Origin of the sequence: Bacillus sp. JAS24-2 (assembly GCF_008274905.1) — a bacterium.
Classification (GTDB): domain Bacteria; phylum Bacillota; class Bacilli; order Bacillales; family Bacillaceae_G; genus Bacillus_A; species Bacillus_A cereus.
Genome location: NZ_CP031068.1, coordinates 3,255,721 through 3,268,002, shown reverse-complemented (window position 1 = coordinate 3,268,002; position 12,282 = coordinate 3,255,721). Strand labels below are relative to the sequence as shown.

Sequence of the window (12,282 nt, the reverse complement as noted above, 5' to 3'; positions counted from 1 at the left end):
ATGTAAATGAGATTCGTTTTCAATTTCGTTCATTACCTCTTTTGAAATTACCTGTAATTTTAGCCATAATTAGCTGTTTTTCTTTATTGTTATTTGCATGATTTATTTTATTTAAAAATTTTTCAGCATCATTTCCTTTTAATGCCATAATCTGTTTTCCGTAATATTCAATTAATAACATGTTATTTTTTGTTATCCGATAATGAAACATCTTATCATCTAAACGATTGCGTTTATCGGTGTTTTTCATATTACATCTCCATTCTTTTTAGTATGTAACAAATGTTACAAAAGAATTTGAAATTATATTGTAATGCATCCGATTGTATGTTGGAAATTTTGCAAGAAAGAAATACAATAGAGAGTAGTCAAAATTGAAAGTGAGAAAAAGGAATCTAGTTTTAACAGAGTGAATATTAAATAATATTATAATATACTTGATAATTAAAAGATATAAAATAGAATGGATGTACGTTAAGTGAAACTAGATAAAAGAGGGCTCCTAGTATGTTAAAGAAATGGTTAATCATTTTCTTTATTTTTGCTGTTTTTTGTGGAAGTGTTGTTACACTAATACATGCAAATAAAGGAAAAAAATATGATGCAAAGGCATTTTCTAATGTAAATAGTAAGCAAAAAGATGTTAAGCAGGAAATTGATGCGAATGAGAAAAAGCGTTATGAAATTGCAGCTGGAAAACTAGATCAGTACTTAAAAGATAAAGGATTTAATGGGAGTGTTCTTGTAGCAAGTAAAGGTCATGTCATTTTACGAAAAGGCTACGGTTATGCGAATGTGAAAGATCAAGTACTAACAACGCCAAGAACGAAATATCGCATTGGCTCTATTACGAAAACAGTTGTTGCAATATCTATTATGCAACTAAAAGAAAAAGGGAAGTTGAACATTGAAGACAATGTAAATAAATATATCCCATCGTTTCCAGCAGATAAAAACATTACGTTACGAAACTTGTTAACGCATACGTCTGGATTACCAGAACAGGGACAAGGTAGTGTTGACGCAGCATCACGGTTAAAATTAGTAACGTGGATTGGGGCACAAACGTTACAATTTCCAGCAGGGACAGGATGGAAATATACAGATTATAATTATATGGTGCTTGCATATATTGTAGAAAAAATATCAAATAAACCACTTGCTGAATATGTGAAAGAAAATATTTTGAATCCTGTTGAAATGCATGAATCTGGAATGGGCGCAACACTCCCAGAAGATATTTTCTTAGCAGAAGGGTATACGAAAAAAGATAATAAGTTAATAGCCACACCTCGCTTAAAAATGAACTGGCTGTATGGTTGTGGTGAAATGTATACGACTGTTGAAGATATGAAAAAGTTAGATGAAGCTATTATGGATGGTAAACTACTTTCTAAACAAAGTGTATCAGATATGTTTTCTGCATCACCTGCAAGAAAATATGGATTTAGTTTCTATATTTACCCAGATTATTATCATAACCACGGTGTATTAGCTGGTTGGAACACATTTAATAATTTTAACTGGGATAAACGAACGTTTGTCATATTATTTTCTAACGTCCAAAATGGTATGAATGATGCATTTAATCAAGAATTTAGGAAAATGGCGAATGATTTAATAGAAGGAAAGGGAATATAAAAAAGAGCCTCTAGCGAGAGGCTCTTTTTTATAGAGCTGAAAACTCCTCAACAAGTTGAGTGAATTGTTTCAATGCACTTTCAATCGGTTCTGGCGTTGTTAAATCGACGCCAGCTTTTTTCAATAAGTTTAATGGGTAGTCTGAACTTCCGCCTTTAAGGAATTCAATATAATTTTTCTGAGCATTCGGCTCACCGCTTAATAGTTTATCAGCGATTTGAATGGCAGATGCGAATCCAGTTGCATATTTGTATACGTAAAACGGGCGATAGAAATGAGGGATTCTAGCCCATCCGTATTTTACTTCTTCATCAAATACAAGTGAATCACCGTTATATTCTTTAAATAGCTTTTCATAAATTTCACTGAAGACTTGTGCATGTAATGGTTTACCTTGTTCAGCCATTTCATGTGTGATTTTTTCAAATTCTGCAAACATAATTTGTGTAAAGAAAGTACCTTTAAATTTCTCAATAAAATGGTTAACTAAATGGTTACGCACGTTCGTATCTTTTGCTTCTTTTAATAAATAGTGAATTAATAACACTTCATTTACTGTAGAAGCGACTTCTGCGACAAAGATAGAATAATGTGCAGAAATTCTTGGTTGGTATCCATGTGAATAGTGCGTATGCATACCGTGACCGCATTCATGAGTAAGAGTGAACAGGCTGTTTAAATCATCGTGATGATTTAAAAGAATGAAAGGATGAACGCCGTATACACCAAAGTTATAAGCACCAGAACGTTTCCCTGGTGTTTCTCTTACGTCTATATATCTTTTATCTTTAAAACTTTTTAATGTCTCAATATATTCTTCTCCTAAAGGAGCTAGTGATGCAATCATAATGTCAAATGCTTCACTATATGGGATGTCTTGTTTTGCACCTTCTACTAAATCGACGCCTAAGTCGTATTGTCTTAGTTCATCTACGTTTAATTTTTCTTTTCGAATTTCATTGTATGTATGTAATGTTTGAATGTTTTTTTTCGTTGTATCAATTAGGTTTTCATATACTTCTTTTGGAACCATATCGCCAAATAATGATTTCTCTAGCGCTGATGGATAGTTTCTTAATTTCGAAACAGTAACATTATTTTTAATAGCAGCGGATAAAGTAGATGCTATGGAATTCTTTAACTGAACATATGGTTTGTAATATGCTTTATAAGCTTCTTTACGCTTTTCACGATTCGTATCTTCTATTAACTTTGCATACATTCCGCGTGTTAAGTTCACTTTTTCTCCATCGTCAGTCGTCACTTCACCAAATAATATATCTGCATTATTTAACATACCAAATGTGTGCTGTGGAGAAGAAAGAGCTTCACCCATTTGTGATAAAATTTCTTCTTGGTCCTTATTTAATACGTGTTTTTTATAACGGTATAATTCAAATAAGTCTTCTTTATAATATTGTAAGCCTTCTGTTTCTTCTATGTAAGAATGTAATGTGTTTTCGTCTATGCTAAGTAAGAAGGGGGAAAAGAAAGATTTCGCTGCACTTACTTTCACGTGTAATTGTGATACTTTATCGACAAGAGATTGCGCGTCAGTATCGCGTGTATCAAGGTCAGATTGTAATCGTGCATAAGCGAACATTAAAGATATTATGCTAGAAACTTCTTCACTCTTCGTTAAATAAGCTAATAAACTATTGCCATCGTGAATATTTCCATTAAACTCGTGTAATTCCTTCGTTAATACTTCAATTTTATGAAAATCACTTTCCCAATCTTCAATTGTATGGTAAATGTCTGTTAAATCCCATTTTTCTATATCAGCTACTTGTAATCGATCTTTAAGTTCTGTCATAATCATTTCCTTTCTAAACATGTAGTTATATTTCTATATAACTATGAAATACAACAAATTGCAAAAAATCCCTGCTGAAAATTGAAAAGCCCTGCTGAAATAACAAGGCTTACTTACTTATAGTGTAATTCCGAATTTTGAATGTAAAAGGTTTGTATATTGCATGTCTGTAACGGTTTCTTTCGTTTTTTTACCATTTTTTGCTACTGTAAGGCTATCTTTCGTTAAAGAGGCATGCCCATCTTCAGTTAGTTTTACAATAAGAGGTACTTTATTAAAGGGTGATCCTTCATGTTCAACGATAATTTTTTGTGCTGTATTTGCTTTTTCTTCATCCACTTCTTCTATATAAAATGCATAGCCTAACGTCCAATCATCAGCAGAAGATTGATCCAAGAACTCATTGTTTTTCCGCATCTCTAAAATGTAGTTTCCCTTTTCGGTCATTTCTTTACGAATACGATAATCTCCTGTAATAGAGTGAATGACTTCACCTGAGAAAGGGACAGGGGCAAGAGGTAAGTATGATCCGAATCCTACTTCAATTAAATAAAGTTCATTATGATGTGTTAAAACGGTTGCGATATGGCCAGAATCAACAGCCCATATGGAGTTTGCAGCGTTATAAACTGTTCCTGAAACGAGATGAACATCGAATCCAGAATCTTTCAGGAAGTAATACATAGTAGGGTTGAGTTCATAACAAAGACCGCCACGGTTATTTACTAAAATTTTCTCTTTCAAATTTTCTTTTGATATTTCTTTAAAATTCTTTTCGAGAATATTTAAGTTTTCAAAAGGAACAGTTTGTGCCATTGCGTACATAATGTTAGATAAATCTTCAAATGAAACTGTGTCTTTTTCTTCTATATGTAATCGTGCGAAAAATTGTTTTTGAAAGTCTGTCATCGAAATCCCTCCGTTATGCTTTTATAGGTAAATTGTAAACAATCTTGAATAGGATGTGAAATTAAAACTACGTTGAATATTTGAAATTAGATTAAAAATAATATGAGAGAGTGAGAGATTGCTACTTTACTAACGGTGGGACGAATATTATAATAATTCTGATAAACTATGCAAACGCTTTCTCGGAAGGGATGGTGTACAGATGTTTAAAAGAATAACAATAGTCGGATTGTCAGTTGTTATGTTTTTACCTAGTATATATGAGGGGAGTAAAGCATATGCAGATACAGTTAACAATGGAACGTTAATGCAGTATTTTGAGTGGTATGCTCCGAATGATGGAGATCATTGGAATCGTTTGCGTACTGATGCTGAAAATTTAGCGCAAAAAGGAATTACATCTGTTTGGATACCACCTGCATATAAAGGAACTACGCAAAATGACGTAGGATATGGAGCATATGATTTATATGATTTGGGGGAATTCAATCAAAAGGGAACAGTGCGGACGAAATATGGGACGAAAGCACAATTGAAGTCTGCAATTGACGCTTTACATAAGAAAAACATCAATGTATACGGTGATGTAGTTATGAATCATAAAGGTGGGGCTGATTATACAGAAACTGTCACAGCAGTTGAGGTAGACCCGAGCAATCGGAATATTGAAGTATCAGGTGATTATGAAATTAGTGCGTGGACGGGATTTAACTTTCCAGGGCGTGGAGATTCTTATTCTAATTTCAAATGGAAATGGTATCATTTTGATGGAACGGATTGGGATGAAGGAAGGAAATTAAACCGAATTTATAAATTTAGGGGCATAGGTAAAGCATGGGACTGGGAAGTGTCTAGCGAGAATGGGAATTATGATTATTTGATGTATGCGGATCTTGATTTTGATCATCCAGATGTTGCGAATGAAATGAAAAAATGGGGAACGTGGTATGCGAATGAATTAAATTTAGATGGTTTTCGTTTAGATGCTGTTAAACATATTGATCATGAATACTTGCGCGATTGGGTAAATCACGTTAGACAGCAAACAGGGAAAGAAATGTTTACAGTAGCTGAATATTGGCAAAATGATATCCAGACTTTAAATAATTATTTAGCGAAGGTTAATTATAATCAATCTGTGTTCGATGCACCACTTCATTATAATTTTCATTATGCTTCAACAGGAAATGGAAATTATGATATGAGAAATATTTTAAAAGGAACGGTAGTTGCGAATCATCCTACACTTGCGGTTACTCTAGTTGAAAATCATGATTCACAGCCTGGTCAGTCATTGGAATCTGTAGTGAGCCCTTGGTTCAAGCCGCTGGCATATGCATTTATTTTAACGCGTGCAGAGGGGTATCCTTCTGTTTTCTATGGTGATTACTATGGTACAAAAGGAAATAGTAACTATGAAATTCCAGCGTTAAAGGATAAAATTGATCCGATTTTGACGGCACGAAAAAACTTTGCATATGGTACGCAGCGTGATTATTTTGATCATCCAGATGTGATTGGCTGGACAAGAGAAGGTGATAGTGTACATGCTAATTCTGGTTTAGCAACATTAATCTCTGATGGACCAGGAGGGTCAAAGTGGATGGATGTTGGGAAGAATAACGCAGGTGAAGTATGGTACGATATTACGGGTAATCAAACAAATACTGTAACAATTAATAAGGATGGTTGGGGACAATTCCAAGTAAGTGGAGGATCAGTTTCCATATATGTTCAGCAGTAATTTGGTGATGAAAAAGAAGAGGTAGACTGAAATATAAGTTTTCCTCTTCCTTTTTACATTCTGTATAGTTATAAAAGTATGACACCTTTACTTCTCACGTAACATATAGTATGATGATTTCAATAAATTAGATTTCAATGACTATAATATAAATTAATGAGAGGTGCTTTTTGTGAGTGCGGTAGGTATTAAATAGGAAAAATTTAATGAAATAAATCGGATAAGACCAGGGGATTTTTATGTACATCATACCCCTAATTTTGTCATGCCTTTATTTCAAAACCTATGAAGATACCTACAATACTTTATAAAGCGTGTAATAAGGGACTGCCATCTATTTTTTATGGCTTATTTCCTCATATGTTATTACAAATGCCTTGTAAATGTAAAAGCTGCGGTATCCCCGCAGCTTTTTTGTATATATTTTTATTGTATAATTATGGAATTTTATATATGACTCATTGGAATCTAATGAGTAGGTATCTTCATTTATGATAAAAATCAATCATAGTGAGGAGAAACAAAATGAATACGATGACTTTTGAAAAGCTACAATATAACGAATTAAAGGATATAGTGAAATCTTATTGTGTAAGTGGATTAGGTAAGGAATTATTAAACAAATTAGAGCCGAGTACGAGTATAAAAGTAGTGAGAAATCGGTTGAATGAAACGACAGAAGCACGAGCTATATTAGATGCAGAAGGGCATGTTCCTTTCTTCGGCATTTCTAATATTGCTAGTACAATTCAAAAATTAGAAAAAGGGATGATTTTAGATCCAGAAGAATTAGTCAGTGTTTCAGACTTTTTACGCGGATGTAGAAAGATTAAAAAGTTTATGTTAGATAAAGAATTTTTTGCACCAGTATTAGCTTCTTATGCAAATTCAATGACTGAATATAAAAGTATTGAAGAGGAAATTAACTTTTCAATTAAAGGAAATAGTATTGATGCAGCTGCAAGTAAAGAGTTAAAACGAATTCGAAATAATATCGATTCTGTAGATGGGAAAATAAAAGAACGTTTAACGAAGTTTTTAAATAGTAGTGCAAATAAGAAATTCATTCAGGAATTCTTTATTAGTAAAAAGGATGACCGTTATACGATTCCAATTAAATCTTCCTATAAAAACCAAGTTGCTGGAAGTATTATTGAAGCCTCGGCAAAAGGTTCTACTGTATTTATAGAACCGCATACGGTTACGAAATTGAATGCGGAACTAGCGGGTTTGAAAGCAGAAGAAGCGGTTGAAGAATATCAAATTTTAGCGACTTTATCAGGAATGGTGTTAGAAAACATTTATAGTATAAAGATTAATATGGAGCTAATTAGTCAGTATGATATGGTATTTGCAAAAGCGAAGTTTAGTAAATCGATTGATGGAATAGAACCGAAGTTAAATGATCATGGCTACATTCATTTAGTGAATTGTAAGCATCCGCTTTTAACAGGGCAAGTTGTACCCTTAAATTTTAAAATTGGTCAAGAGTATCGTAGTTTAATTATTACAGGGCCGAATGCGGGCGGAAAGACAATTGTGTTAAAAACGATTGGATTGTTAACATTAGCTACAATGTCAGGTCTTCATATTGCAGGAGATAAAGGTACAGAAATCGCTATTTTTGAAAATGTATTTGTAGATATTGGTGATAATCAAAGTATCGAAAACGCATTAAGTACATTTTCATCTCATATGAAAAATCTTTCTGAGATTATGAGGATGTCAAATAATAATACGTTACTTTTATTTGATGAAATAGGAAGCGGTACAGAACCGAATGAAGGTGCAGCACTTGCAATATCTATTTTAGAAGAGTTGTACCTTACGGGATGTATTACCGTTGCGAGTACGCATTACGGAGAAATTAAACGATTCTCAGAAATGCACGATGACTTTATGAATGCAGCGATGCAGTTTAATAGTGAAACGCTAGAGCCGCTTTATAAATTAGTTATCGGAAAATCAGGAGAAAGTAATGCACTTTGGATTGCGAATAAAATGAGCGTAAAAGAACATGTGCTGAAAAGAGCGAAAGAGTACATGGGAAATAAAGAGTACGCTTTAGAAAAAGTGAATGAAAGTAAAATTAGAAAACCGAAATTTGTACAAGAAAAAAGAGAATTTCATTATGAGTACAAAATCGGCGATCGTGTGAATTTATTAGATTATGATGATTTTGGTATCATCTATAAGGAAAAAGATAATTTTTATAACGTCGTTGTATATTATAACGGTGAATTCGTTGAAGTAAATGTAAAACGTATTACTTTAGAGGTAGCAGCGAAGGAGTTATATCCAGAGGGATACGATTTAAATACACTATTTGTCGATTATAAAGAGAGAAAAATGCAACACGATATTGAGCGCGGATCGAAAAAAGCACTTCGTAAAATTCAAAAAGAAATAAGAAAGAATAGAGGATAAGTTAAAATGGTAACGATTAGACAAGAACAAAAAAATGATTATAGAAAAACAGAAGAAGTTGTAAAAGAAGCATTTTTACATGAAGAGTTTAGTGATAAAAAAGAACATGAACTTGTAAAACGTATTAGAAAAAGTGACGCGTTTGTTCCTGAGTTATCTATCGTTGCGATAGATGAAGAAATAGTCGGTCACATTATGTTATCGAACATTACAATAGAACAAGGTGGAACTTCTGTAGAATCGTTAGCACTTGCACCAGTTTCAGTTGCTAGGGGCCATCAGAAGAAAGGAATTGGTGGAAAACTGATCACGGCTGCTTTAGAAAAAGCGAAACAACTTGGATACGGATCAGTTGTAGTATTAGGACATCCAGAGTACTACCCGAAATTTGGTTTTAAGAAAGCAAGTGAGTGGAATGTAAAAGCACCGTTTGAAGTGCCTGAAGAGGTATTTATGATAATGGAATTAACAGAAAATTCTCTTCGAGGTGTAGAAGGAATTGTACAATATTCGAGTGCTTTTGCTGAATAGGAGTACCGGTTAAGAAATGTAATCATAAAAGATGCTATCTTTTTGTATGGATATACAGAAAGATAGCTTTTTTTATTAAGCGGATCTACTGACGTATATTTTGCTCAATGAATAATTGAGGTGGTAAAATTGATATAGAAACGTAAAGGGAGAGAATGAAATGAATAAGCGAGAAACACATAGCAATGAGAATGTAGTGACGTTATATGTTACAAGACACGGTAAAACAATATTAAATACGAATCATCGCGCGCAAGGTTGGGCAGATTCTCCTTTAGTAGAAAGAGGTGTTGAAGTTGCCACAAATTTAGGAACAGGATTAAAAGATATTCATTTTATGAATGCGTATAGTAGTGATAGCGGCCGCGCAATTGAAACTGCTAATTTAGTATTAAAATATAGTGAGCAATCAAAATTAAAACTTGAGCAAAGAAAAGATTTGCGAGAATTAAATTTCGGTATTTTTGAAGGTGAAAAACTTGAGAATATGTGGGATGTGGTTGGAAAAGCTGCAGGCGTTGCATCACCAGAAGAACTCTTGAAGCTTTCTATTCAAGAAGTGATTAACCTTATTAGAGTAGCAGATCCGACAAAACAGGCGGAAGATTGGGAATTGTTTTCTACTCGTATAAAAACAGAGATAGATAAAATTAGTGAAGAAGCTGCTGAAAATGGTGGCGGTAACGTCTTAGTTGTCGTTCATGGGCTTTTGATTACTACCTTAATAGAAATGTTAGACAGTAGCAAAACAAAACTTGGAGTGGAAAATGCTAGCGTGACGAAGATTGTATATCAAGATGGAACATACACAGTCGAGTCGGTTGGAGATATGAGTTATGTTGCAAAAGGGAAAGAAAGTGTGGAAATATAATACTATCTTAAATAGATATAAGAAAAGGAAGTTAGTAAAATCTAGCTTCCTTTTTATTTTTTAGTGCATCATTTATAAGGTTATATTGGGATATTATAATGAAACTTTCTATTGTGTAGAACGTTTCTTTGTTCAACAATCGGGTCATTTAATTGAATAAGGGCATATTTTTTTGAATAGGACCACTTTGTTAAAAAGGATACATCCAATTTTTAGCGAATACAGGGTTATAAATAAGAAAAAGTGGTGAGATAAATAGGAAAAGAATGTAATTCCTTTTTGGACAATAAAACGGAAAAATGTATAATTAACAGACTTCAGAGCGCGGGTTGTGTTTTCGCAGAAGAAGAGACCCGGTTACTTATTTCAGCAGCCCGAACTCCAGAGGACCTCAAGAGAATGGTGGAAATGCGAGCCAATGGTTTGCCACTTGAATATGTTGTTGGATACGCAGAATTTTGTGGGTTGCGGATAGAAGTGGACCGAGGTGTTTTCGTACCTCGTCAACGTACCGAGTTTCTTGTTCGCCAAGCAGAAGCTCTGTTATGCTTTGGTGATATCGTCGTTGATCTATGTTGCGGTTCAGGTGCTGTGGGTGTAGCTCTGGCGGCAGCTTTAGGACGAATTGAATTGTATTCTGTTGACATTGATCCTGTCGCAGTACGATGTGCTAGCCGCAACGTAACAAATTTCGGTGGCCATGTTTTTGAAGGTGACTTGTATAAAGCTTTGCCTCACGCACTTAAAGGCCATGTGAATACCCTAGTTGCAAACGTACCTTATGTTCCTACCGAGACAATAAAGCTGCTTCCACAGGAGGCCCGTCTACATGAACCGAAAATGGCGCTAGACGGAGGAGAGGATGGACTCGACATTCAGCGAAGAGTAGCAAAAGAAGCATTTCTCTGGCTCGCATCGGGAGGGCATCTTTTAATAGAGACGAGTGAAATGCAGGCAACTCAGACCTTTGAAATCTTTGCTGGTGCTGGGCTTACCACGAAAGTGACTAGAGATGAGGAATTAGATGCCACTGTTGTTATAGGATCAAAATCTAGTTTTTAGCTTAAATCGGTACGTAGCCTTATTCATAAATAAAAATGATAATTTTCTAGCAATATACAAATAAAAGAACATATGCAATTAAAGGGAGTTTTAATTGAGAAAAGAGCTCAAAAATTATTCGAGTGATACATGGGATCGTTATTTGAAGAAGTAAGGACATAACATATTAGTTATATAAAATATGTTATGTCCTTTCATTTATCAATTTTTTTCACTATAGGTCTTCACAAAATTTTAATCTAGCTTTCTTTTCATTTTATGAATTATGGGATCAATAAAATCTTCCCAGTACTTTTTCTGCTCTCTAATAATTCATGTGCACGGACACCGTCTTGTAAAGAGAATGTAGTAGGACTTGCAATGTTCAATTTTCCAGTAGCGATCCAATCAAATAATTGAGTAGAGCGCTGCTTACGTTCTTCAAAAGTAGTAAGTACGTTCCAAAGGTCTCCGCCAGTTAAAGTTTTCGAAGTATCCATAAGCATACGTGGATCAATGGGCGCAGGATTACCACCGGCCATTCCGTAAAATACGACAGTACCACCGATTTTAGTAGCGTTAAAACTTTCCTCAAGTGTAGAGCCTACTGATTCATATACAACATTTACTCCAGTACCGTTTGTTATTTCAAGTACTTTTGAATGCCATTTTTCAGTATATAAAAATACGTGATCAGCCCCAACTAACGTGGCTACTTTGGTTTTTTCGGTTGATGACGTAAGACCGATTACTGTTCCACCCTGTAGTTTAATCATTTGAATAAGAAGTTGACCAACGCCACCAGCCGCAGCATGGACTAAAGCTGTATCACCTTGTTTTATTTGATAGCTATCTTTCGTTAAATAATGTGCCGTTAGACCTTGCAATAAGATAGAAGCGGCTGTTTCAAAAGAAATTGAATCTGGAAGCGGGATTGCTTTTTCTGCTGGAACGGCAACTAATTCTGCATTTGCGAATGGAACGTCAGCAAATGCAATACGGTCTCCAGGATTGATAGTAGTAACGTTAGCACCTACTTCTTCAACGATACCAGCGCCTTCATAACCTAATATATAAGGAGGGTTACCAGCGAGGTGATAATCACCACGGCGTCTATAAATATCTGCGAAATTTAGACCGATTGCTTTCGTGCGGATAAGAATTTCATTTGGATTAATGATTGGATCAGGGATTTCTTTATATTGAAGTACATCAGCATCTCCGAATGTTTCGAAACAAAGTGCTTTCATATGGAATACCTCCATTTTATTGTTTGTCGATGCTCTTTATCATACAATATAA

10 protein-coding genes are annotated in these 12,282 nt (G+C 34.4%); 6 read left to right on the top strand and 4 right to left on the bottom strand.

What is annotated here, in order from left to right; translation table 11 throughout:
- Positions 1 to 19: 19 nt before the first annotated feature.
- Positions 20 to 250, bottom strand: coding sequence for a hypothetical protein (locus tag DN407_RS16915; protein WP_084064070.1), 231 nt, complete (start codon positions 248 to 250; stop codon positions 20 to 22).
- Between the two features lie 257 nt (positions 251 to 507).
- Between DN407_RS16915 and DN407_RS16910 the strand changes: the two genes are divergently transcribed.
- On the top strand, positions 508 to 1,641 hold the full coding sequence (locus tag DN407_RS16910) for a serine hydrolase domain-containing protein (RefSeq protein WP_000915166.1): 1,134 nt from the start codon (positions 508 to 510) through the stop codon (positions 1,639 to 1,641).
- A 28-nt stretch (positions 1,642 to 1,669) separates the two neighbouring features.
- Here the strand turns inward: DN407_RS16910 and pepF are convergent, their stop codons facing one another.
- Together pepF and DN407_RS16900 are read right to left on the bottom strand one after the other, a co-directional pair.
- Positions 1,670 to 3,457, bottom strand: coding sequence for an oligoendopeptidase F (gene pepF, locus DN407_RS16905; protein WP_000137544.1), 1,788 nt, complete (start codon positions 3,455 to 3,457; stop codon positions 1,670 to 1,672).
- A 117-nt stretch (positions 3,458 to 3,574) separates the two neighbouring features.
- A complete protein-coding gene (locus DN407_RS16900) occupies positions 3,575 to 4,366 on the bottom strand; it encodes an arylamine N-acetyltransferase family protein (RefSeq protein ID WP_000129195.1) in 792 nt (263 codons plus the stop codon).
- Between the two features lie 202 nt (positions 4,367 to 4,568).
- Between DN407_RS16900 and amyS the strand changes: the two genes are divergently transcribed.
- The 5 genes from amyS to DN407_RS16875 all read left to right on the top strand — a co-directional run bounded on the left by amyS (position 4,569) and on the right by DN407_RS16875 (position 11,001).
- Positions 4,569 to 6,110, top strand: coding sequence for an alpha-amylase (amyS, locus tag DN407_RS16895; protein ID WP_000476404.1), 1,542 nt, complete (start codon positions 4,569 to 4,571; stop codon positions 6,108 to 6,110).
- A 525-nt stretch (positions 6,111 to 6,635) separates the two neighbouring features.
- The gene (locus DN407_RS16890) at positions 6,636 to 8,537 is read left to right on the top strand and encodes an endonuclease MutS2 (protein ID WP_001095188.1); all 1,902 of its coding nucleotides are present in this window, start codon (positions 6,636 to 6,638) and stop codon (positions 8,535 to 8,537) included.
- A gap of 6 nt (positions 8,538 to 8,543) precedes the next feature.
- On the top strand, positions 8,544 to 9,068 hold the full coding sequence (locus DN407_RS16885) for a GNAT family N-acetyltransferase (protein ID WP_069604838.1): 525 nt from the start codon (positions 8,544 to 8,546) through the stop codon (positions 9,066 to 9,068).
- Positions 9,069 to 9,228: 160 nt separating this feature from the next.
- A complete protein-coding gene (locus DN407_RS16880; protein WP_001042056.1) occupies positions 9,229 to 9,939 on the top strand; it encodes a histidine phosphatase family protein in 711 nt (236 codons plus the stop codon).
- 279 nt (positions 9,940 to 10,218) lie between these two features.
- Complete coding sequence (locus DN407_RS16875) at positions 10,219 to 11,001, top strand: putative protein N(5)-glutamine methyltransferase (protein ID WP_000369194.1); 783 nt, start codon at positions 10,219 to 10,221, stop codon at positions 10,999 to 11,001.
- 263 nt (positions 11,002 to 11,264) lie between these two features.
- Here the strand turns inward: DN407_RS16875 and DN407_RS16870 are convergent, their stop codons facing one another.
- Positions 11,265 to 12,230, bottom strand: a complete 966-nt coding sequence (locus tag DN407_RS16870) for a quinone oxidoreductase family protein (protein ID WP_000645262.1) — start codon at positions 12,228 to 12,230, stop codon at positions 11,265 to 11,267.
- Positions 12,231 to 12,282 lie beyond the last annotated feature (52 nt).